At 62.3% G+C, this 24,516-nt stretch carries 10 protein-coding genes; 7 read left to right on the top strand and 3 right to left on the bottom strand.

Translation table 11 applies throughout. The annotated features are described in order from the left end of the window. The first annotated feature begins 350 nt into the window (after positions 1-350). The 5 genes from JQ572_RS31515 to JQ572_RS31495 all read left to right on the top strand — a co-directional run bounded on the left by JQ572_RS31515 (position 351) and on the right by JQ572_RS31495 (position 21,271). Positions 351-10,757: a peroxidase family protein gene (locus JQ572_RS31515; RefSeq protein WP_211386735.1), complete on the top strand. Its 10,407-nt coding sequence runs from the start codon at positions 351-353 to the stop codon at positions 10,755-10,757. Between the two features lie 84 nt (positions 10,758-10,841). Continuing rightward, positions 10,842-12,593, top strand: coding sequence for a type I secretion system permease/ATPase (locus JQ572_RS31510; RefSeq protein ID WP_211386734.1), 1,752 nt, complete (start codon positions 10,842-10,844; stop codon positions 12,591-12,593). Continuing rightward, complete coding sequence (locus JQ572_RS35365; protein ID WP_211386733.1) at positions 12,590-15,259, top strand: cadherin-like domain-containing protein; 2,670 nt, start codon at positions 12,590-12,592, stop codon at positions 15,257-15,259. The genes JQ572_RS31510 and JQ572_RS35365 overlap by 4 nt, the downstream gene beginning before the upstream one ends. A gap of 13 nt (positions 15,260-15,272) precedes the next feature. After that, positions 15,273-16,637 carry an HlyD family type I secretion periplasmic adaptor subunit gene (locus JQ572_RS31500; RefSeq protein WP_211386732.1) on the top strand — a complete coding sequence of 455 codons (1,365 nt, stop codon included), beginning with the start codon at positions 15,273-15,275 and terminating at the stop codon, positions 16,635-16,637. A 1,013-nt stretch (positions 16,638-17,650) separates the two neighbouring features. Then, positions 17,651-21,271 (top strand): hypothetical protein, encoded by a 3,621-nt coding sequence (locus tag JQ572_RS31495; protein WP_211386731.1) that lies wholly within the window; start codon positions 17,651-17,653, stop codon positions 21,269-21,271. Positions 21,272-21,379: 108 nt separating this feature from the next. Here JQ572_RS31495 and JQ572_RS31490 read toward each other — a convergent pair whose 3' ends face one another. From JQ572_RS31490 to JQ572_RS31480, 3 genes are all read right to left on the bottom strand, one after another. Then, entirely contained in the window at positions 21,380-21,706 is a 327-nt protein-coding gene (locus tag JQ572_RS31490; protein ID WP_211386730.1) for a hypothetical protein, read from the bottom strand. A 203-nt stretch (positions 21,707-21,909) separates the two neighbouring features. Next, positions 21,910-22,134 (bottom strand): hypothetical protein, encoded by a 225-nt coding sequence (locus tag JQ572_RS31485; RefSeq protein WP_211386729.1) that lies wholly within the window; start codon positions 22,132-22,134, stop codon positions 21,910-21,912. Between the two features lie 163 nt (positions 22,135-22,297). After that, entirely contained in the window at positions 22,298-22,558 is a 261-nt protein-coding gene (locus JQ572_RS31480; protein ID WP_211386728.1) for a hypothetical protein, read from the bottom strand. Positions 22,559-22,757: 199 nt separating this feature from the next. Between JQ572_RS31480 and JQ572_RS31475 the strand changes: the two genes are divergently transcribed. Further along, entirely contained in the window at positions 22,758-23,198 is a 441-nt protein-coding gene (locus JQ572_RS31475) for a hypothetical protein (RefSeq protein ID WP_211386727.1), read from the top strand. 191 nt (positions 23,199-23,389) lie between these two features. After that, positions 23,390-24,349: an N-carbamoyl-D-amino-acid hydrolase gene (locus tag JQ572_RS31470; RefSeq protein ID WP_211386726.1), complete on the top strand. Its 960-nt coding sequence runs from the start codon at positions 23,390-23,392 to the stop codon at positions 24,347-24,349. Positions 24,350-24,516 lie beyond the last annotated feature (167 nt).

Below are 24,516 nucleotides of genomic sequence, written 5' to 3'. Positions count from 1 at the left end.
CAGTCCGGGAAAATTAGGCAATAAATCCGGGAAATTTCGGCAATAAAAACGCCGCTTCCTTGCCACACCGATGAAACACAGGGGCATGGACGGGGCGCGTGAGACCGCGGCGCCAATTGTCCGTGCCCCAAAAGCGTCGAGGCGCAGGAACGCCGGTACGAGGCAAGCAACAATGGTTTCGGGCTTGTGGCTTGCTATCGACCTACGTCGCCGCGCGATGAGACCAAGGTCCGAGCAATCACCCCGGCTTCAGTCCCGACGAAGCTGGGACCTTGTCCCCTACCTCTCTGATCGTTTGCGGGCCTTAGTGGGCGCATCGCAAACGTTCCTGAGCAGCAGGGGATCCAGTCATGAGCACCAGCTTCGTCGTCAACCTCGCCGACCTCACCAAGATCCTGGACCAGATCAAGGTAGCTGAACGGAATGTTGCGGGAGAGAGCCTGGTCGATATCATCGGTCAGGACGCGGCGCTGCTGCCGATCGGACTGCGCACTGTGGACGGCAGCTTCAATCACCTTTTGCCGGGGCAGAGTCAGGTCGGCGCTGCCGACGAGATATTCCCGCGATTGCTAACCCCGGTCTACATCAACGAGGCTGACGGCGACACCATGATGCTGGTTCCTCCGGGAACCCCGGGTTTTCCCAACGGCCTGTTCGTGACCAACACCAATTATGATCCCGCGGTCCCGGTGGCTCCCGGTGCATTCGTCAACCCGCACAGCGTGGCCGATGCCGATCCGCGCATCATCTCCAACTTGATCGTGGATCAGACCCTATCCAATCGCTCCGCGCTGGTCGCCGCGCTCCAGGTGGTGGGCGCCGCCGACCCGAACGCGGCCGCCGACTCGATCCTGGCGGCGCGTGCCGCGGCGATCGCGGCTGCTGGCAACAGCGCCACCCACGGCGCTTATGTCGCCGCTGACGCCTCGGCCCTGGCGGTGAATAACGGCATGGCCGACGTGCTCGCCAAGCTGGTCGAGTTTCGCAACGGCATGAACGACAATTCGTTCGACCCGGCCGACCAGGCGGCGGTCGGCGACGCTGCTTCGGCCGCTCATACGGCCAAGCTGGCGCAAGACGCCGTCGTCGTCGCGCTGCAATCCGCAACCGGCGTCGCGCAATCCGACATCGACAAGGCCGCGACCCTGCAGACGGCACTGACCGCGATGGACACCGCGCTGAGCGGCTATTCCGCAGCGCTCGGCGACGGACTGTCGTTTTCCGAATTCGCCCAGATCCTCCAGGCGCAGGTCGATGTGGCTGGATATTCCGCCATGGCGACGTCGAACCTCGCGGCGCTGGTGGCGGCCGAGCAAGGCACCACCGCGGCCGGCGCTTCCGCGGCCCTTGTCGCTGCGCTGCAGGACAACGGCCTCGAGATTTCGCCGGATGGTTCGCTTCTGATCGAGAACCGGTCTCCGGACATCGGCCTTTCCCCGCCCAACAGCGCCTGGATGGCCTTCTTCGGCCAGTTCTTCGACCACGGTCTGGACCTTGTGACGAAGGGTGGTAACGGCACTATCTACATGCCGCTGCAGGCGGACGATCCGCTGATCGCGGGCGCTGACCACATCCTCGGCACCGCCGACGACCTTCCGCCCGAGCTGCGCTTCATGACGCTGTCGCGTACCACGCCGTTCGACGCGAACGGCAACCCGAACCCGAACGGCACCGAGTCGCAGAACACCACGACGCCGTTCGTCGACCAGAACCAAACTTATACTTCCAGCGCCTCGCATCAGGTCTTCCTGCGCGAATACAAGTTCACCGTCGATTCGAATGGCGACAATGTCGCGGATTCGTTTGCGGCCAACACCGGTCATTTGCTCAACGGCTCTCATGGCGGCATCGCCAATTGGTCCGAGGTGAAAGCCCAGGCAGCGACGAAGCTCGGCCTGATGCTCAACGATGCCGACGTGCTCGACGTGCCCCAGCTGGTGGTCGATGCCTACGGTCGCTTCAAGCCGGGTGCGCACGGCTACGCCCAGGTCATGGTGACCGTGACCGAGGTGGTCGGCGCCCAGACCTTCACGACCCTGATGACCGTCGAGGGTAAGGCAGGGGGCCTCGACCTCCATAACATTACGCTGGCAGACCTGCCCGCCAGCTTTACGCCGCACGCCGGCGCGTCCTCGTTCTCCGTTCACACCGTCGGCACCGGCCACGCTTTCCTCAACGACATCGCCAATACGGCGGCCCCGGTCATCGTCAATGGCCAGTTGCGGCCGGACGACGTCGATCCCGATACGGGCGTCGACGCACAAGTCGTCGGCAACTCCGTTCCGATGGACAATCAGGGCCATAACCTCGTCTACGATAACGAGCTGCTCGACCTTCATTTCGTCACCGGCGACGGCCGCGGCAACGAGAATATTGGCCTCACTGCTGTCCACACCATCTTCCATTCCGAGCATAACCGTCTGGTCGAGGTGAACAAGGACACCATCATCGCCTCGGCGAGCGCGGCCGTGGTCAATGAATGGATGGCGCCGGATATCAACGGCGTCCGCAACGGCATCTCCCAGGCCGAGCTCGATGCCATCCTGGCCGAGCCGAATGCTGCGCTCAAGGACGCCGCGATCGACGCGTTGAATTGGGATGGCGAGCGTCTGTTCCAGGCGGCCCGCTTTGTCACCGAGATGCAGTATCAGCATCTGGTGTTCGAGGAATTCGCCCGGCGCATCCAGCCGAACGTCGATCCGTTCGTGTTCACCAATTCCGCCGATCTCAACCCGGCGATCATCGCCGAATTCGCACACACCGTGTATCGCTTCGGCCACTCCATGCTGACCGACACGGTCGACCGTCTCGACAACGATCTGTCGCTGGTCAACAGCGACACCCCGAACGCAGACGACGCGGCGCAGGTCACCCTGATCAAAGCCTTCCTCAATCCGATCGAATTCACCGCGGGCGGCATCACGCCCGACGGCCTCAGCGATGAGACCGCCACCGGCGCGTTGATCCGCGGCATGTCTCGTCAGGTCGGCAACGAGATCGACGAATTCGTCGTCGAAGCCTTGCGCAACAATCTGCTCGGCCTGCCCCTCGATCTCCCGGCCCTCAACATGGCCCGCGGACGAGAGACCGGTATCCCGCCGCTCAACGAGACGCGCGCTCAAATCTACGCGATGACCGGCGCAGCCGACGTCAAACCTTACGTCAGCTGGACCGATTTCGCCCAGCACATCAAGCATCCGCTGTCTGTGGTGAACTTCATCGCCGCCTACGGCACGCATCCGCTGATCGAGGCGGAAACCACCTCAGAAGGCAAACGCGCGGCCGCCATGGTGCTGGTGCTCGGCACCGACCAGGACGTGCCGGCCAACGCCAACATGAACCCGCCGGTTCCGGCGCACACGATCCACGCGTCGGATCCATTGGCGGCCGATCGGCTCGACTTCCTCAATGCCACCGGTGCCTACGCAGCCGACGGCACGGGACCGAATGATGACAGCCTTGGCGGTCTCAACCACATCGATCTGTGGATCGGCGGCCTTGCCGAGGAACTCAACGAGTTCGGCGGCCAACTGGGCTCGACGTTCAACTTCATCTTCGAGTATCAGCTCGAGCACCTGCAGAACGGTGACCGCTTCTACTACCTGAGCCGCACGCAGGGCATGAACCTGCTCAACCTGCTCGAACCCAACACCTTCACCGATCTGGTGATGCGCAACACGGATCTCGGCGATCTTCATTCGACCCATCTGCCGGGCGTCCTGATGTCGACCACCGACATGATCCTGGAACTCGACCGGTTTGCGGGTCAGGAGAATTACAGCGGCGATCCCTCCCGCGACCATACCGATCCGCTCAACCGCAGCGACCTCGATCCAACCCACGATGATCCCTTCCTGCAGGCGATTGATCCCAAGGTGCTGCGTATCGAGGGGACTGCCCGGATCGTGAACGGTAACCCCGTGTTCGATGCCGATGGCAAGCCAATCCTGGACGGCGGCGTGCTTAAATTCTCGGGCGGCGAGCATGTCGCGCTTGGCGGCACCGAGGGCAACGACCGCCTGATCGGCGACAAGGGCATCGACACGCTCTGGGGCGACGGTGGCAACGACTACCTCAACGCCGGCATGGAGTCCGACCAGGTCTTCGGCGGAGATGGCGACGATATCATCGAGGATCCGTTCGGCGACGACTTCCTCCGCGGCGAGGCGGGAGACGATGTCATTGTAGCTGACCAGGGCATCGATCTGCTGTTCGGCGGCGAGGGCAGCGACTTCATCATGGGCGTGACGGACACGAAGGAAGTGTTTGCCGGGCCCGGCAATGACTTTATCCTCGGCGGTACTGCGCCCGACGGCCTGATGGGCAATGAAGGCGACGATTGGCTCGAAGGCGGCGAGGGCTTCGATAGCCTTTCCGGTGAAAACTCTGACCTGTTCTTCGATTCGCCCATCATCGGCCACGACATTCTCGACGGCCAGGGCAACGACACCGACTATGACGGTGAGTCCGGCGATGACATCATGGTTCAGGGTGCGGGCATTCAGCGCAACAACGGCATGCTGGGGTTCGACTGGTCGATCCAGAAGGGCGACGAGACCAATGGCATTATCGACCTCGGGATCTCGCGCTTCCTCACTCAAACCGCGCTGACGCTCCGCGACCGCAACGACTCCGTCGAAGGCGCCTCGGGCTGGAAGCACAACGACACCCTGATCGGCACCACCGCGCCGGTCGGCGCGGTCGGTGTCGGAACCGGCCCGGTCGGGGGACCTGCGACCGATAGCCAGCTGCTGTCGCAGAACGTCGACCTGATCCGCGGCATGGAAGACTTCATCAAGCTCGCGCCGGGAGGCTTGCTCGGCCAATCGGCGGCGACCGTTGCGGCGATCGCAGGCGGAGCGCACTTCCGCGACCTCGCCCCCGACACGACAGTCTTCGATCCGGCCAACGGCGGCGACATCCTGCTCGGCGGTGCTGGCAGTGACGTGATCACCGGCAACGCCGGCAACGACATGATCGACGGCGACCGCTGGCTCAACGTTCGCATTGCCGTTCATCAGACCAAAGATGCCACGGGGCCCACGGGCGCCGTGCTGTTCTCGGTCGACGGTCTGACAAGCATCGTGACTGGGTCCGGCCATTCCGACTGGGACGGCAAATCGCTCGCCGACCTGATGCGCACCGGAAAAATCAATCCGGGCCAGCTCGAAGCTGTCCGCGAGATCATATCGGATGGCGCCAGCGCAGCCGATGTCGACGTGGCGACCTTTGCCGGAGCCCGTGCGGACTTCACGATCACCCGCAACGCCAACGGCACCGTGACCGTGACCGACAACGTCGTGGCTCCGCTACTCGGCGCAGACGGGCTGCGGATTCCGTTGCTCGATGACGAGGGCATCGACACCCTCGCCAACATCGAAATTGCTCGTTTCACGACCCGCGATGCGGCGGGCTTGCCGAACGGCACGGTCGATGTCTTCATCGGCCGCGCCACCGGCTCGGTGACGATCACGGGCGCCGAGAACGTTCTCACGGCCGACCGCTCCGGCATTGTCGACGTCAACGGTCTGCCCGGGGCAGGCGGCTTCTCCTATCGCTGGGAGCAGTCGACCGATGGCCTGAACGGCTGGACACTCGCCCCAGGCACCGCGAACCAGCAGAATTACGCGGTGCCGGCCGGAAATCTCAATTTCTTCCGGGTCACCGTCAGCTACGTTGACCAGGATGGCCTCGCAGAGAGTTTCGTCTCGGCGAATTCGGCCAAGGTCGGCGGCAACGCGACCAACGACGTCCTGAACGGCAATATTCTGGCCAATCTCCTCAACGGTCGGGGTGGCAACGACACGCTGAACGGATCCGACGGGGATGACGTCATCAACGGCGGTGCCGGCACGGATGCGCTCAACGGAGGGCAGGGCAACGACCGGCTCGACGGCGGAGCGGCCGCCGATGCGATGGCGGGTGGAGCCGGTGACGACACCTATGTCGTCGACAACGGCGCCGATACGGCGACAGAGCTCGTCAACGAAGGCACCGATAATGTGCAATCCTCGGTCACCTTCACGCTCGGCGCCAACGTCGAGAACTTGACGCTGACGGGAACCGCTGCGATCAACGGCACAGGCAACGCGCTCGCCAACGTGATCACCGGCAATGCAGCTGCGAACGTGATGTCCGGGCTTGCGGGGAACGACACTTTCAACATCATCGCCGGTGCCAGCGGCGCCGACACCATCAACGGCGGCGCAGACACCGATACGCTGGCCGTCGGGGGCACAGCGGGTAACAACACGTTGAATGTCACGCTCGCTGGCTCGGCACTTGCGCTCGTGTCGGGAAGCACGCTGACCAGCGTAGAGTCGGTCACAGCCGATCTCGGCGCAGGTGTCGATACTCTGGCCTATGCTGCGGCCAGTCCGGGGGTGAATGTGGATCTGCTCGCCGGAACGGCAAGTGGCTTCACCTCGATCGCCAATATCGAGAATGTCGTTGGTACCAACAATGCCGACACGATAACCGGCAACGCCGCGGCGAACACGCTCTCGGGTGGCGGCGGTGTCGACGTCCTCAACGGCGGCGTGGGCAACGACCGGCTCGATGGCGGCACGGGCGCCGATATCATGACCGGCGGTCTCAACAGCGACATCTACGTCGTCGACAACGCCGGCGACCAGGTGATCGAGTCGGCACTCGAAGTCGGGGTCGATACGGTGGAGACGACGCTTGCCGCCTACACGCTGACGACCGGCGTCGAGAATCTGACCAACACCGCCAACGGGGCGTTTGCAGGCACCGGCAACGCAAGCGACAACGTCATCACCGCGGCGGCCGGAAACTTCGCCGACACCCTGAGCGGTCTCGGCGGAGCAGACACGCTCAACGGTAACGGGGGCAACGACACGCTCAACGGCGGAGACGGCAACGACATCCTCAATGGCGGCACCGGAAACGACATCCTGAATGGTGGTGCCGACGACGACACCATCACCTGGAACGCCAGTCTGCTGGGTCTTACCCCCGACGGCCGCGATGTCGTCAACGGCGGGACGGAGGGGGCGCTCGGCGACACCTTCATCGTCAACGGCAGTGCCACCAATGAAGTCTACAGGATCTATTCCAACACCGACGACTGGAACAACAATGCGGCCGACGGCATTCAGAGCAGCGCTGTTCACGCAGGTCTCATCGGTCTCGGTGCGGGAACGGAAATCGTCGTTACCCGCAACACCAACGGTGTGGCCGGAGCGGTGACAAACGCCAACATCATTGCTGAACTTTCCGAAATCGAAGAAATCGTCATCAATACCGGCCTTGGCACAGATACAGTCCTTCCGATCGGAAATTTCAATCCGACGAACCTCTCGTTCAACACCATCACGGTGAACGACCAAGGTGGCGCGACCACCGTCGACCTGACCAATCTGGGATCGGCACACCACGTTGCCTTCCATACCACCGGTAACGACGACGTCATGATCGGTGCTCGTCCCCAGGACGAAGTCATCCCCGATGGCATCCCCGCTTCCGGCGGCAACGACGGTGGCGGCGGTAACGACAACCCGGCCGGCGGCGGCAGCATCACCTTCAACGCCTCCGACGTGCTGGCGCTGAAGAACCTCGTCAACGGCCTCCAAGGCGGCGAGGACAATGACGCGGTCGGCATCCGCGATCTGGAAGGCACCGGCAACAACCTGGCGCATCCGAATTACGGTTCGGCAGACCAGCCGTTCATCCGCATCACCGACGCCCATTACGGCGACTACGATCCGGCGACCGGCAATCGCGCCATCAATCCGCTGTTCAACGGGCTCGATCCCCGCGCGATCAGCAACGCGCTCGGCACCCAGGAGGCTGGGCTTCCGAAAGAGGCGTCCGGCGTCAACAGTCTGTTCACGGCGTTCGGTCAGTACTTCGACCACGGCCTCGACTTCCTCGGCAAGGGCGGCAATGGCACGCTCCAGATTGGCGCCCCCGGGACCGGACACGCGCCGGGCACGGACAATCCCGCCGATCTGACCCGCGGCACGGTTGCCGGGATTGACGCCGATGGCGTGCCCCAGCACCTCAACAAGACCTCGCCCTTTGTCGACCAGAACCAGGCTTACGGCTCCGACGAACTGGTCGGCCAGCTGTTGCGGGAGGGCGATGGCAACGGCGGCTTCACGGGCCGGCTGCTCGCCGGCGGACCGGACCCGTCGAACCCGGACTTCAACCTGCTGCCCACGCTGCGGGAAGTCATTCTGCACCATTGGGCCAACAACACGGTGTTCACGGCGGACTCGCTGCCCGGCGACCACCACGTCGCATTCCGCGACTACTTCCCGGGCCTCGTTAACGGCGGTGTCATCGACGACGCGATGCTGCCTGCGATGGTCAACAACTTCATGAACAGCGGCTTCCCGCTGCTGCTCGACACCAATCCCTTCATGAGCCTTCTCGACCACTATGTGGCCGGTGACGGAAGGGCCAACGAGAATATCGCGCTGACTTCGATCCACACCATCTGGGCTCGCAACCACAACTTCCATGTGGACGGGCTTCTGGCCGCCGGCTTCACCGGCACAGCTGAGGAACTGTTCCAGGCGGCCAAGATCGTCAACGAGGCCGAGTATCAACGCGTGGTCTATACCGAGTTCGCCGATCATCTCCTTGGCGGAATGCGCGGCGACGGCGACCACGGCTTCGACGGCTATCATCCAGAGGTCGATGCCCGGGTCAGCCATGAGTTCGCTACGGCAGCCTACCGGTTCGGCCATTCGTTGATCGGTCAGACGATGACGGTGCTGAATGCCCAGGGTCAACCGACCCAGGTCAACCTGTTCGACGCCTTCCTCAACCCGACCAACGATGCAAGTGCGTTCGTGAACACGCTGCCTCCGGGCTACGTGCCGAAGCCTGGCTACGAACAGCTTGGTGTTGGTGCCATCCTCGGCGGCAGCGTCCTGCAGGCGGCCGAAGCGGTCGACGTCAACATCGTGGATGCCGTGCGCAACGATCTCGTGCGGATCAGCGCGGACGTGTTCGCCTTCGACGTGGCGCGGGAATGGGACGTCGGCATCGGCTCGATGAACCAGATCCGCGCCGACCTGATGGCCTCTGCCGACCCGTACGTTCAGGAAGCGGTGGGTTTCGCAGGCGGCAACCTCACGCCCTACACCTCCTGGGAAGACTTCCAGACCCGCAACAATCTGAGCGATGCTTTGATCGCGCAGTTCAAGCAGGCCTACCCGGATCTCGTGCTGGCGGCCGGGGACATTGCCGCATTCCAGGCGATCAATCCCGGTATCGAACTCACCGGTCCGAACCACGATACCGTGAAAGGCATCGATCGCGTCGACCTGTTCGTCGGCGGGCTCGCGGAGAAGCACATCAATGGCGGCGTGGTCGGCCAGACCATGTGGGTCGTGCTTCACGAACAACTCGATCGCCTCCAGGAAGGCGATCGCCTGTACTATCTCGATCGCGTCGAGAACCTCGACTTCTATCAGACCGTCGAGGAGCAAGGCTTCGGTGCAATCATTGCGCGCAACACCGGTCTTGCAAATCTTTCGGAAGACGTGTTCGCGACCATCCAGACCGGCAGTGGCACTGGTACCGGCACTGGCACTGGTACCGGAACGGGAACAGGAACAGGAACAGGCACCGGAACCGGGAACGGTGACGATGCGGGCAACGATGATGACGACGACAACGATGGAGATGACACCGGTTCCGGCGGCGACGACGATGGTGACGACGATGGCGACGATGCCGGGTCAGGGACAGGCACAGGCACAGGCACAGGTACAGGTACAGGTACAGGTACAGGTACAGGTACAGGTACAGGTACAGGTACAGGTACAGGTACAGGTACAGGCACGGGCGATGGTACCGACACGGCGCCGCCGATCGCCGCGATGGTCCTGGCGGGTACGCCGCAGACCGACGTTCTCACCGGCGCTGGCGGGGACGACAATATCGTGGGCTTCGCCGGCGATGACGTCCTGGTCGGCAATGCTGGTGCGGACTCGATCTCGGCCGGCGAGGGCGCCGACTTCGTGAACGGCGGCGCCGGGCGCGACGTGATCCTCTCGGGGGCCGGCGACGACCAGGTATTCGCCGGCGACGGTGCCGATATTGTCTACACCGACGCGGGAGTGGATCGCATCTTCGCCGATGGCGGCAATGACCTGATCAATGCCGGCGCGGGTGACGATACGGTGTTCGGCGGTGCAGGCAACGATCTGATTGTGGCCGAGATCGGCGACGGCAACGACGCGTATTTCGGCGACGATAGCGACGGCGGCAGCGGCATCGATACGCTCGACATGTCGGCAATCACCGCAAACGCCTACGTCAACCTGGGCTCCGGACCGATGTCGAACGGAACGGCGATGAGCTCCCAGACCGGCAACGATACGCTCTGGGGAGTCGAGAACGTCAACACCGGATCCGGCAACGACACCATCGTCGCCAGCAACTCGGTGAACGTGATGAACGGAGGTCTCGGCAACGACATCTTCAAGTTCAACTCGGTGGCAGCGGCCAACGGTGACACCATCGTCGGCTTCGAGCCTGGCGACCGGCTCGACCTCAGCGGCATCGACGCCGACTACTCGGTCGTCGGAGACCAGGGCTTCACGCTGGTTACGGGTGCAGCCTTCACCGCGGCCGGACAGCTCGCGGTGACCTATGAAACCCGGGCGGACGGCGACTTCACCATCGTCCAGGGCAACGTGGACGGCAACACGGCCGCCGATTTCAAGATCGAGATCGCCGGACACCAGAACGTTGCGACCGCGAACACCACGCTGTAGTCGCGGCCGCCGAGAGACGGGAATGGCCCCGTCCCGTCTCTCTCGCTCCCCTCAGATTCCTCCGACCAGACGGCTTCACACCCAATGGCGAAATCGAAAGAACTTACCGCTGCGAAACGCCGCCGGCTCAGGGAATTGACGCAGGGCCTGCGAGGCGTTGCTCTCTTCCTCTTCATGGTCTCCGGCATGATCAACGTGCTGGCGTTGACCGGCTCGGTTTACATGATGCAGATATACGACCGGGCCCTGACCAGCGGCAGCGTGCCGACGCTGCTGGTACTCTCTACGCTTGCGATCGGGCTTTATTTATTCCAGGGCTGTTTCGACGTAGTTCGCTCCCAGGTACTGGTGCGGGTCGGAGCTCGGATCGACCGCAAGATTGCACCGCTGGCGCATCGGGTCGCCATCGACATGCCGCGCTTCGGCTTCTCGACCTCCGAGGCGCTCGAGCGCGGTCGCGATGTCGATACGGTCCGCGGCTTCCTCGGCAGCCAGGGTCCTTCGGCGCTGTTCGACCTGCCGTGGATGCCAATCTACCTCACCTTCATCTATGTCCTGCATCCGATGCTGGGCGCACTGACCGTAGCTGGCGCCCTCGTTCTCGTCGTGCTCACGGTCGTGAGCGAGATCATGACCAAGCGGCTCGCCGTCAATTTACGAAAATCTGCGATCGCGCGAAATGGCATTGCGGACTGCAATGCGCGCAATGCCGAAGTCCTCAAGGCGATGGGCTTCGCGGGCCGTGCCGTGGGCCGCTTCAACGAGGCCAACGGGGAGCATCTCGAGCTCCAGACCCGCGCCAACGACATAACCGGCTCGTTCGCTGCGGTGTCGCGCGTGCTGCGCATGGTGCTCCAGTCGGCGCTGCTCGGTCTCGGCGCCTATCTCACCATCAAAGGCGAACTGTCCGCCGGCACGATCATCGCAGTATCGGTGGCCTCTGCCCGGGCGCTTGCTCCCGTCGATCTCGCGATTGGCAATTGGAAATCCTTCATCGCCGCGCGCATGGCCTATCATCGGCTTCGGGACACCGTTGTGGCGCTCGCTGCCGCCGATGAACCCATGCAACTCCCCGAGCCGACCGAGCGTCTCTCGGTCGACAAGATCACGGTCGCGGTGCCGGGATCAGGTCAAGTCGTGCTGAGCGAGGTCGGCTTCGAGCTCGAGGCCGGCCAGGCGCTCGGCATCATCGGCCCCAGCGCCGGCGGCAAGACCACGCTGGTGCGGGCGTTGACCGGGATTTGGCCAGTGCTGCGCGGCAGCGTCCGGCTCGACGGCGCAGATCTTTCGCAATGGCGGGAGGACGAGATCGGCAAACATATCGGCTATCTGCCGCAGGAGATCGCCCTGATGGATGCCACCATCCAGGACAACATCTGCCGTCTCGAGCCGGATCCGGACTACCGTAAGGTTATAGAGGCTGCGAAAGCGGCTGGCGTCCACGACATGATCGTCCGGATGCCGGACGGTTATCGCACCAGGCTTGGACCTCAAGGCTGCGCGCTATCCGCTGGCCAGCGGCAGCGGGTGGCGTTGGCACGCGCGCTCTATGGCAATCCCTTCATCGTCGTCATGGACGAGCCGAACTCGAATCTCGACGGAGAGGGAGAGGCGGCGCTGACGGCCGCGATCGAGAGCATACGAGCCCGCGGCGGCATCGCCATCGTGATCGCGCACCGGCCAAGCGCGCTGGTTGCAGTCGACCTCGTCGCCATCGTTCAAGCTGGCCGCATGGTCGCATTCGGCAAGAAGCAAGACATCATGACCCCGGTCCTGCAGCCGACGGCGGCTACCGAAACCCGTGAGACCGAATCCCAGATGAGGAGGCCCGCATGATCAACATTCAGGCCACCAAGCGGCAAACCAGCGAGACCGGGCCCGACCGTGAGGACTACGAGGAGAAGGAGGATCGGCGCCGTCGTTTCGTGCCGCTCATCTTTCTGCTGATCGTCGGCTCCTGCACCGCCTACCTGAAGAGCTTCCTGCCGGCGACGCTGGCGGAGCACGATGATCACCGGCCGCCGCACAGCTCGGATACTGAGGAGCAGGCCATCAAGGAGGACGACGCCGTCGCCGATTCGGAAGCCGAGCCCGGTGATGTCGAGATGGCTGCAAAAACGTCCGGCAAGACTGAAGCGGTACGGATTTCAGCCCGCCCGGACGAGGAAGCCGTTGCGTTGGGGTCCAGTGACGTCATCGCACTGGCGCGTACCTCGCAGCCGAAACTCGACACTGATTTCGGCGGCGAAACGCCGAGGAGCGCCAGCGACAGACGCTCTCCTGACCGCCCCGATGCTCCGAATGGTGGAGGCGGCGGAGGCGGGGGTGGAGGCGGCGGCGACAAGCCCAACAATACGCGCGATTCTCCAGGTCCGGCGCCGGATATCCGCAATCGCGCGCCGCGGCTTTCCGGCCCGGTCCACCTGCCCGATGTGGCCGGATGTCAGGCGCTCACCATCACCATCATGGCGCTGCTGGCGGGCGCCACCGATCCGGACGGCGATCGTCTCACCGTGGTCGGCCTGTCCTCCTCGTCCGGCACGTTGACGCGGACTGAGGACGGCGGCTGGGAGTTCGCGCACGACCGCGGCATGCTCGGCGAAGTCACTCTGACTTACGCCGTCAGCGACGGCAGCGATTTCGTGGTTCAGACCGCATCCTTCAATGTCGTCGAGGCGCCACCGATCATCGGGACCGAAGGCGACGACAATCTGCTTGGTACCAAGTGTGCGGATACCATTATCGCGCTCGGCGGCAACGACAACATCGACGCCCGCGAGGGGAACGACAAGATATTCGCGGGCGATGGCGACGATCACATCTTGGCCGGCGCGGGCGACGACGTCGTCTACGCGGGCGCAGGTAACGATATTGTATTCGCGGGCGCCGGCAACGACATCGTATTCGGCGGCGCCGGCAACGACAGAATTTTCGGTGAAGCCGGCAACGATACACTTTACGGCGAAGATGGCGACGACCACATCGAAGGCGGCGCAGGGCGTGACATCCTGTTGGCGGGCTCTGGAAACGATTTTCTTCAGGGAGATGAGAACGACGACACGCTCGATGGTGGTGCGGGCAATGACCAGATGTCGGGCGGCACCGGAAACGACGTATTGGCCGGAGGCGCGGGCAACGACGTCATGACCGGCAACGCCGGCAACGACACGCTTGCCGATGGAGCGGGCTCGGACGTCGTCATGGGTGGCGAAGGCGACGATCACGTCCTGGCTTCGGCTGACGCGACAAGCGACACGTTCGAGGGCGGCATTGGGACAGACACACTGGACTATTCGTCGGCCGAGCGCAGCATCGTCGTCGACCTCGGCACCGGCAGTGCGGTCGGTGAAGACATTGGTGCAGACAGCATCGCCGGGTTCGAAGTCGTTGTCGGCGGCGCCGGCGATGACACTCTCCGTGCGGGCACGACCGCAGCATCGATCGACGGCGGGGCCGGCGACGACGTGATCACGGGAGGTGCCGGTGATGACGTTCTGGTTGGAAACTCAGGCAACGACTCCATTTCAGACGGCGCCGGGGCCGACATCGTCAGGGGTGGGGAGGGCGAAGATCGCGTCCTGGCTTCGGCCGATGCGACAAGCGACACGTTCGAGGGCGGCAACGGGACCGACACGCTGGACTATTCGTCGGCCGTGCGCAGCATTGTCGTCGACCTCAGCACCGGCAGTGTGGTCGGTGAAGACATTGGTGTGGACAGTATCGCCGGGTTCGAGGTCGTTGTCGGGGGCGCCGGCGATGACATTCTCGGTGCGGGCACGACCGCAGCATCGATCGACGGCGGGGCCGGCGACGACGTGATCACGGGAGGTGCCGGTGATGACGTTCTGGTTGGAAGCTCGGGCAACGACTCCATTTCGGATGGCGCCGGTGCCGATATCGTCAGGGGTGGGGAGGGCGACGATCATGTGGTCGCATCCGCCGATGCGGCTCCTGACAATTATGACGGAAATTCGGGTTACGACACGCTGGATTATTCGGCGACCGCGCTGAACGTCACCATCGATCTGCGCAACGGAACAGCGCAAGGCATCGGGATTGGCGAGGACCTGATTGCGGGTTTCGAGGAGATCATTGCGGGTTCCGGCGACGATCGCATCGTGTCCGCCGACGCCTCCGTGACGATGACGGGCGGCGCCGGTCGCGACGTTTTTGAGTTCCAGCGCGGGTCCAGTGAGGATCCCGGTCGCGACGTGGTACGGAAGATCACGGACTTCACGATCGGGGACCGAATCGTCGTCGCAAGCTATCAGATCATTCTTGGTGATGATGACGCGCAGCAACAGATCGAGGACTTGTTCGAACAAGTCTACGCGGATGACGACAATAGCGGCCATGGCAGAGCGGTTCGCTTCCGCTTCGAAGACCTTGCGGATGGTCAATATACCGCCATTGACGTGGCCGACCGCCCCGATCCGGAAGACGTCCTGACTATCGAGATTTCCGGTCACCACCATCTGCAGTTCGCGGCCATTCACTCGTAAAGGACACCAAGCCATGAAGCATGTCGATGCCTCCGACTTCGTGCCCGCTCCGGCACCCGCCAGGTCCGAGAGGCCGGCTGTAGCCGCGAGGCCTTTTCGCCTCTGGCCACGTATCCTGGCTGGCACGGTGCTGAGTGGAATGCTCGTGGCCGGCTGCGGCGGCTGGGCCGCGATGGCGATGCTGGAGGGGGCCATCGTTGCTCCGGGCTCCGTCAAAGTCGACCAGAACCTCAAGGAGGTCCAGCATCGGGACGGCGGCATCGTCAAGACGCTTGCGGTTCGGCAGGGAGAGTTCGTGCGTGAGGGACAGATACTGGCAACCCTCGACGACGTTCAGATCCGGGCGGAACTTCTCATCGTGTGCTCCCAGCTCGTCGAATCGCTTGGACGCCGCGCGCGTTTGCTAGCCGAACGCGACAACTTGGCGGCCATTGAAATCCCGTCGGATCTTCATGCCATCTTCTCGAGGACTGCCGACGACGTGATCCACGGTGAAACCCGCCTCTTCACCGGCAACAAGATCGCCAGGGACAGCCAGAAGGAGCAGCTCGAACTGAGCATCGGCCAGACCGGCGAGGAGATCAGGGGCATGGAAGCGCGCCTCGCCGCAAAGGAGGAGGAGTTGAAGCTGGTGATGTCCGAACGCGACAAGCTGCAAGATCTGTTCGAGCGCAAGATTGTCGAACATCAGCGCGTTTACGCAGCCCACCGTGATACGGCGCGCCTGCTCGGGGAGCGCGGCGAAATTCAGGCGAGCATCGCTCGCGCCAAGGTGCGGACCAGTGAGATTCGGGTCCAAATCATTGCCGTCGATCATAACGCGGCCACGGAAGCCCAGAAAGAGCTGCGCACGGTGGACGCGCGAATCGCGGAGCTTCACGAGCGTCGGCTCGCGATCGAGGATCGCCTTTCTCGCACCGAAATCCGTTCGCCGGCTTCTGGCCACATCAATGAACTGTTTGCCTTCACGGTGGGAGGCGTCATCACGCCGGCTGCCAAGATCGCGACCGTGGTCCCGGAGAACGCTGAACTGAAATTCGAGATCAAAGTCTCACCGGCTGACATCGATCAGGTAAGAGTAGGGCAGCCTGCCCGTATCAGGCTTACTGCCTTCAATCGTACAACGACACCGGAATTGAAGGGCACGGTGGCGATGGTGTCGCCAGCATCGGCGCGCGATCCGGCAAACGGTCAGGAGTACTATTTGACCCAGATAAAGCTGCTTCCAAGCGAGGATGAGATTGTCCAACTGAAGGGGCTCAAGCTCGTCCCGGGCATGCCCGCTGAAGTGTTTGTATCCACACAGGAACGCACCGCGGCCTCCTATCTCCTAAAGCCATTCAGCGATCAGATGAACCGCGCATTCCGCGAAAGGTAGATTATTGGCCGATAGTCCGCTGATTGAGCCGTGAAGGTGAGCTTGATCATGTGAGTCAGCTCATGTGAGAACCTGCCGCCTCGCTCGATGACGGGTGCGGATGCCAAGCTCATCGTCAATGTTTTCGCGATGACTGCCTGGATTTACTCAATTCCCGATGTGACCCCCCTAACCGTTCCGGCCGTTTACATCGCGGCTGTAACCGATTGACCTAGACGGAGCCTCCGCGAGTCGTTTTTACAGCTAAGCATCTATAATAACGCACAAAAGCCAGGGGCGGCTTGTGCGCGCGGCATGGCTCTTCGTTCGCCGGCAAAGATAGTCCGGCGCTGCGCGGTAGGTCAGAGGACTACCGTCGCACCACCAGCACGCCCACCAGGAACGCCATCATCGGCGACGGCAACGGCGCCTCGCGCACCATGCCGCGCGCGATGTTCGCTCAGCGCTGCTCCGGGACCTGCTTGGCGAACTGGCTTTCACCATCGGCGTCATGCCCCAATCCGAGGCGAAGTGATCTCGTTCGCGGCCAAACGCGGGCCGTCGGACGCGGAAGATGGCAGCCTCCTGTTGCTCGCGCCGCGCGAGCGCCATCACCGTCATCGTCGCGACCGCCGCGGGCAACGTCATCTCGTCAACCAGGGTGGACACCGCGCCGGCGACGCCGCGTGCGTGATGGGCTCGCATGGTCATGATCTTGTTCCATGCACTGCATGGAACTGGCGGCGAGGGGAGGCCGGTTCCCGAGTAACGCCGAATGATCGGGCGCCGGCAAGTTGCGCAGAAGCTCGCTTAACGACGCCGTTGCGTCGGCTCAGCTGATGTCGTCGATCTCGCGCGAGCGGACGTGAATTCTGGTGGTTCCTTCCACCGTCATCCTGATGTGGGCATGGAATCCTCGCTGATGTAGGGAACAGCCGAAAATTTAGGCGAAAGCCGAACAATTTTAGCTTTCATGAAGGGAGTTTTCTTAGGAGAGCTTGCCAGTCTGAGCTCCACGACCAATGGGGCTCTACATGTCAAACACGACGGTTACCAGCGCGTCGAGTTTCTTGAATTCTCTCGGCGCCAACACCAATGCGGGCGCTTATACCGACGCATATACAAACTCCAGCCTGATCATCAGCAGCCTGAACTATCTGGGCATCAGTCACGTTCGCGACTCTTACAGCGCAATCGGGCATGCAAATGCCGTCGTCGACGCGCTTGCCAATGCAGGTATCTCTTTCGATTTTCGCGTCAGCTACACGCTGCCCGAGTCGGGCAGCAGCGGGCTGGCCAGCTACATCGCTTCTCTTGCGGAGTTCGCGACGGAGCACCCGGGCGCTCTGTCGTCCATCGAAGGCATCAACGAAGCCAACCTGAACACCTTTTCCTACAACGGACTGACCTCGCTTGAAGGCGCAGCAGCGTTTCAGGAGGCTCTTTATACCGCTGTGAAGGCCAACGGTGTTCTCAGCGACGTCACCGTCGTCAACTTCAGTATCGGATACCAGACCGACGCGACGAACGCTGTAGTCGGCGACATGAGCGCCTATTCGGACGCGGCGAATGCCCACGTCTATGTGCAGACAGGCGCGCTTGCTGACGCTCAGATCGAAGACGATCTCGGTCTGGCGCAGGATATTTCGACGAACGATCCGGTCATTGTGACGGAGACCGGCTATACGACATTGTCGAGCGTCACCGGCATCGGCGTAAACGAAGACGCGCAGGCGAAGCTTGTCCTCTCCAATCTGCTTCTGGCGTATGAAGACGGATCCTCCGCCACCTATCTTTACGAGCTGTTTGACTCGCCATCCTCGGCGTCTCGCGGCGAAAAGGAAGCCTCGTTCGGTCTCTTCCATGTTGATGGAACGCCTAAGGAAGCCGCTGTCGCCCTCCACAATCTGACGACCATCTTGAGCCACGGTGACGACGGCAGCTCTCATACCGGCTCGGATCTGAGCTATACGCTTTCCAATGCGCCCAGCAACACTCATACGATGCTGATGAACAAGTCAGGCGGCGTCAGCGATCTCGTCGTATGGGCCGATACGCTCGTATGGGACAATGCGACCCAGACCGAAATCACGACGCCGGAAACTTCCGTTACCGTTCGTCTCGGGCAGGTGGAAAGTGTCATTTACGTTTATGATCCGCTGACAGGTACCGACCCGATTGCGGTGTATTACAACACCAGCACGATCCAGATCGGGCTCAGCGATCACCCGTTGGTGATCGAAGTCGGCGCGCCTTCCGCAGCGGCCGAAGTCCCGACGACGGTGGACTACGACCTCACGATGACATCGGCCGACTTCGTCGCTCAGATGGACACTCTGGTGAGCGCCGCCGGACTGGAAAAGGTGACCTTGAGCGACTCGCATGTTCTGGCCGTCTCGTCGTCCGAGACCATGCAATACGTCATTGCCCGCTATGGCGATCTCCTGTCGAAGATCGACGGCGGTTATTCCTTCTCCGTCACCTGGAGCGGCAGCGGCTGGATCAAGGAGCAGGATTTTGACGCCGGCGGTTCCCTTACCGAGACCATCGTTTGGGGTGTCAGCAGCAGCGGTGCGATCACCTCGAAAAGCATTGCGCAGACCGACGGGCGGCTCGACTATTATCACTACGGCATTACCGACCAATCCTACACGTCAGATCACACTGCGTACGATGCGGGCGGCAAGGTCACGCTGATCGAGCGCTTCCACGCCGATGGCAGCTATCAGTACAAGGCTGTGTACAACACTGACGGTTCCAAGGTTTATGATTACTTCAGCGGCACCGGTGCGCTGAGCACGGAAATCAGCGTGACGTCTTCCAGCACGGTCACGACCACCTATGATCCCGCGACCGGATACAAGCTCCAGGTTCATACGATCAATTCGGACGGCAGTGCCGACAACAAGGCCTATACAAACGGCGTGTTGATGAAGGACAACGTCCTTCACAGGGACGGCTCGTCCGAGGTCTACGTCTACAATGTCATCGGCCAGTCCTATACGACGACCCACCAGGTGACTGACGCGAGCGGCAAGGTGACGCTGATCGAGCGCTTCCACGCCGACGGCAGCTATCAGTACAAGGTGGTTTACAACTCGGATGGCTCCAAGGTCTACGATTACTATACGAGCACGGGAGCTCACAGCTCCGAAGTGGTCATCACGTCGGCTGGCACCACGACAACGACCTATGATGCGACGACGGGCTACAAGCTCAGCGTTTATACGGCAAACGTGGACGGCAGCGCCGACAACAAGGCCTATGCAAACGGCGCTTTGATGAAGGACAACGTCCGTCACAAGGACGGGGCGTCCGAGGTCTACGTCTACAATATCGCGGGCCAGTCCTACACGACGACCCATCAGGCGAGCGACGCGAGCGGCAAGGTGACGCTGGTCGAGCGCTTCCACGCCGACGGCAGCTATCAGTACAAGGTGGTTTACAACTCGGATGGCTCCAAGGTCTACGATTACTATACGAGCTCAGGGCTTCACAGCTCCGAAGTGGCCATCACATCGACCAGCACCACGACAACTACGTATGACACAGCGACGGGCTACAAGCTCACGGACTACATTGCGAATGCAGACGGCAGCGCTGAGAACAAGACTTACACCAATGGTGTGCTGACGAAGGACAACGTCCTTCACAAGGATGGCTCTTCGGATGCCTATGTCTATCAAATCACCGGGCAGTCCTACACTTCGACCCATCAAGCCAGTGACGCCGGCGGCAATGCAACACTTGTCGAACGGTTCCACTCCGACGGCACTTACGACTACAAGGCGGCCTACCACGCGGATGGTTCGAAGCTCTACGACTATTATACCAGCACCGGCAAATTGAGCACGGAGGTCTCGGTCACCTCGACCGGCACCACCACCGCCACCTACGACACCTTGGCCGGCTACAAGCTGACCGAGTACACGGCCAACGTGGACGGTAGCGCAGAGAATAAATCCTATACGGGCGGTGTGCTGATCAAGGACAGCGTTCTTCACAAGGACGGCTCGTCGGATGCCTATGTCTATCAAATCACCGGGCAGTCCTACACCTCGACGCATCAAGCCAACGACGACGGCGGCAACCTAACGCTCGTCGAACGCTTCCACTCCGACGGCAGCTACGATTATCTGGAAAAGCACAATTCAGATGGTAGCAAGGAAATCTCCAACTACTCCAGCACCGGTGCGATCCTCAACCACACGCTCATCGAGGCTGGCGGCGCCCGTGCTGTCGACTATTACAGCCAGGATGGGACCGGTGATATCCGCACCGATACGATGGATCTTAGCGGCAACCTGACGATGCGCGAATATACGCACACCAGCGGGGCCCACGAAGTCTATGCTTATGCCGACAACTTGAATCTTGCCGGTGGCACGGGCAACGATTCGTTCTACTTCCGCTCCACCAATGGCGGCACGGTAGCCTATCAGGGCGGCAATGACACGGTCTACAGCTTCAACACCGATACCTCCGCCGGCACGGACAAGATCTCGGTCAGCTCTTTGCTTGCTGCAAGTTTCAACGATCTTCACATGACCCAGCAGGGTTCGGATGTCCTGGTCACACTGGACAGCCACGATACAATCCTGATCAAGGGGTCCACGGTCGCGAACCTTCACAGCGATTACTTCATGTTCACGTAATAGCGGCTCGGGTCCAAAGCTCGTGTCCAAGAAGGGCGCTTGCGGCGGCAGAAAGCGCCCTTGGCTCGCCGGCACTGATGGAGCGGCGCGGCACGGCAGGTCGGGGGACTACCGCCTCGCCACCAGCACACCGAGCATGAATGCCACCATCAGCGACGGCAACGGCGCCTCGCGCACCATGCCGCGAACGATTTCCGGCCAGTGCCGGTCTGGGACGAGTCGCGGGGACCTGACGTGAACCGTCGGCTCGATGCCCCAGCTCGACGCGAGTTCGGCGATCTCGCTCGTGGCCAGTCGCTCGCCGTCGCGGACACGGAAGATGGCGGTGTCCACCCGCTCGCGCGGCGCAAGCAGCATCAGCGTCGTGATGGCCGTGCGCAACGTCATCTCGCCGAAGCCTTGCAGCCTTACCGATTCCTCGGGGTCGGACGTCATGCGAATTACCTCACAGCGCGAAATGGCGCGCGATGGTGAATGCCGTCGCCGCGCACAGGACCAGCGTGGACACCGCGCCGGCCACCCCGCGGGCGAGATAGGTCCGCGTCAGGTGCCTAGTCATGATTTTGCTCCATGCTCGGCATGGCAATGGCGGGGGCCAACGTTGGTTCCTTGCGCGCCAGGCGAATCGCAAACGCCGGCTATTTCCGCAGCAACTCGCTCAGTGCCGCCGTCGCTTCGGCGCAGCGGATGTCGTCGATCTCGCGCGACAGCCTGAGCGCGCTCGATCTGAGTTCTTCGACCTTCCAGCTCTCCGGATGCTGGTTTTCGAGCTGACCGAGACGCTTGTTGAGATCGTCCAGTCTCGATTGAAGCTGCCCGATGCTGGCGGCCCCGTTCACTTTCCAAACGCGTTGTGCACGCATCGTCGTTCCCCTGCTAGTCTCACGGCGTTGTGAGAGCGGTTCGTGGCCGGAATGGGAGTTTGTTTTGTCCGGCTTCAGACGGCAGGGAACCGTTGCAGATGGGCAACGCGAGTTCCCTCGCGGTATCGGGGTGCGGCTCGAGCTATCGCCCAGATCGTGCGCGTCAGGCAGCGCGCGGCCACTCGGGCGACTGCTTTTCAAGCCGGCTTTCGAGAATTGCGATACTCACCTGGATATTGTCGCGCCGGGCCCTCAGGTTCTGCGCGAGCATGGGGTAGGCGAGGTTTTTGGGATCGGAGATTCCAGCTCTCCGCTCTTCGTCCAGAATGTCGGCGTCGATCATCTGCATGCGCCAACGCAGATCGGAGATCAGGGCGTGGAGCTGGGTCGGCATGGTCGCTTCGAAACGGTACGTCGGCTGCATGGCAATCGCCTCACTTTGAGACAGACCCACTGCGGATCTGAGGGATTGACTGTCGTGCAGCAAGGAGAATGCCAGCGCGCGGGCTGAGGGAGCAGATCTGGTTCTCCGCCGGGCGCGATTGCTTCGAGGACGCTCCGGAACGATTGCCACTCCTTCCCGTTGCTGCAGGGACCTCGACAACGAGGCGATCGAGGGACCCATGCCGCTCATCCGCTATTTCGTCTTCATCGGCGGCGCTCTGCTCGCCCTCCTGTTCCTTGCAGATCACTACATGGGTGGCCCCGTGAGCGCGGCCGCCGGGACGGGTCCGGATCGATCGATTGCGCGCGTTCATTCTGCGCAAGTCTGGCCCGAGAAGATCGTGCTTGATACCAGGGTACGGCAAATTTCCCTGTCCAAGGCCGAGGCGGTTCCGCCGACCTCCGTACCTGCCGTCGTAAACGCGATCCCGACGCAGGAGAGCCCGCGCCAAGCTTTTGCGATGGTGACGCAGCCTGCCGCGACGCCGAAGGAAGTGGCGCGGACCGTTCCGAACAAGCGCATTGCGGAGCGGCACCATCGACGCCAGCCATCGCGCATGGCGGCGCGCGATCAGACGATGTTCTTTAACGCGCCTGTCTCAGCCTCGGCGGGATGGTAAGTCGCGCGCTGTGAGGGCGTTTCCGCGCGATGTGTATGCGTTAAATCACAAGCCATAGTCGGCGCTTCCCCCGTGACGGTAGGGCTGCCTCTCGGTTGGGCACCCTGCCGGACACCGAGGCTGTGCGCGCGGCGCGTCGCGCGATAGGCTCTGCCGCGACGTGATCCGGGAAGCGGACGAAGGAAAGATTCGTGGCGAGATTTGTGAATGTCGCGGCCGGCCAGCTTGGCCCGGTCGCGAGGACCGAGACGAGGACCGAAGTCGTGGCGCGGCTGATGGCCCTGATGCGCCAGGCGAGGGCCAATGGCTGCGACCTGATCGTCTATCCCGAGCTCGCGCTGACCACCTTCTTTCCGCGCTGGTATTTCGACGATCAGGCGGAGATCGACAGCTTTTTCGAGCGCGAGATGCCGGGGCCGGAGACTCAGGCGCTGTTCGATCTCGCTCGCGAGATCGGCATCGGATTTTATCTAGGCTATGCCGAGCTGACGATCGAGGCTGGAATTGTCAGGCGCTACAACACCTCCATCCTGGTCGACCAGAGCGGCACGATCGTCGCCAGGTATCGCAAGGTCCATTTGCCCGGCCACGCAGAACACGAGCCGTGGCGCGAATTCCAGCATCTGGAAAAGCGCTATTTCGAGCCGGGTAGCGGTTTCGGCGTGACCGAGGTGTTCGGTGGCGTGATGGGGATGGCGATCTGCAACGACCGCCGCTGGAGCGAGACCTACCGGGTGATGGGCCTGCAGGGCGTCGAGATGGTGATGATCGGCTACAACACGCCGGTGCACAATCCGCCTGCGCCTGAGCATGACGATCTCTCGCTGTTCCACAATCATCTGGTGATGCAGTCCGGCGCCTACCAGAACGGCACTTTCGTAGTCGGCGTCGCCAAGGCCGGCGTCGAGGAGGGCGTGGACCATATCGGTGGAAGCTGCATCATCGCGCCCTCCGGCGAGATCGTCGCGAGATGCACGACCAAGGGCGACGAGATCGCGCTGGCGCGCTGCGATCTCGACCTCTGCAATTCCTACAAGCGCACCACCTTCAATTTCGACGTCCACCGCCAGCCGCGGGCCTACGCGATGATCGTCGAGCGGAAGGGCGTGACCCTCATGGCCGATGGGACGCCGGTGCGGCCGAAGGGATGATTTGGCCTCGTGTGTCGCGGCGTCGTCAATCCCAATGCTCAAAAAGATTCCACTTTACCGAAATTCGGTTTTGGCGTATGTGTCGCCCATCCCGGCTCATCCTTGAGGGGCGATCTTGTGGTCGTCATGTTCGCGAGCCGGGCTTGCGGTGGACGCGGCAGCGTCGG

Origin of the sequence: Bradyrhizobium sp. SZCCT0153, from assembly GCF_018129995.1 — a bacterium.
Classification (GTDB): Bacteria; Pseudomonadota; Alphaproteobacteria; order Rhizobiales; family Xanthobacteraceae; genus Bradyrhizobium; species Bradyrhizobium japonicum_G.
Note: the sequence above shows the minus strand (reverse complement) of the source record. Positions and strands in the feature narration are given on the sequence as shown.

Excerpts from the sequence above, each read along its gene's own strand:
- JQ572_RS31515 (WP_211386735.1), top strand. The coding sequence starts at position 351 with ATGAGCACCAGCTTCGTCGTCAACCTCGCCGACCTCACCAAGATCCTG.
- JQ572_RS31510 (WP_211386734.1), top strand. The coding sequence starts at position 10,842 with ATGGCGAAATCGAAAGAACTTACCGCTGCGAAACGCCGCCGGCTCAGG.
- JQ572_RS35365 (WP_211386733.1), top strand. The coding sequence starts at position 12,590 with ATGATCAACATTCAGGCCACCAAGCGGCAAACCAGCGAGACCGGGCCC.
- JQ572_RS31500 (WP_211386732.1), top strand. The coding sequence starts at position 15,273 with ATGAAGCATGTCGATGCCTCCGACTTCGTGCCCGCTCCGGCACCCGCC.
- JQ572_RS31495 (WP_211386731.1), top strand. The coding sequence starts at position 17,651 with ATGTCAAACACGACGGTTACCAGCGCGTCGAGTTTCTTGAATTCTCTC.
- JQ572_RS31490 (WP_211386730.1), bottom strand. The coding sequence starts at position 21,706 with ATGACGTCCGACCCCGAGGAATCGGTAAGGCTGCAAGGCTTCGGCGAG.
- JQ572_RS31485 (WP_211386729.1), bottom strand. The coding sequence starts at position 22,134 with ATGCGTGCACAACGCGTTTGGAAAGTGAACGGGGCCGCCAGCATCGGG.
- JQ572_RS31480 (WP_211386728.1), bottom strand. The coding sequence starts at position 22,558 with ATGCAGCCGACGTACCGTTTCGAAGCGACCATGCCGACCCAGCTCCAC.
- JQ572_RS31475 (WP_211386727.1), top strand. The coding sequence starts at position 22,758 with ATGCCGCTCATCCGCTATTTCGTCTTCATCGGCGGCGCTCTGCTCGCC.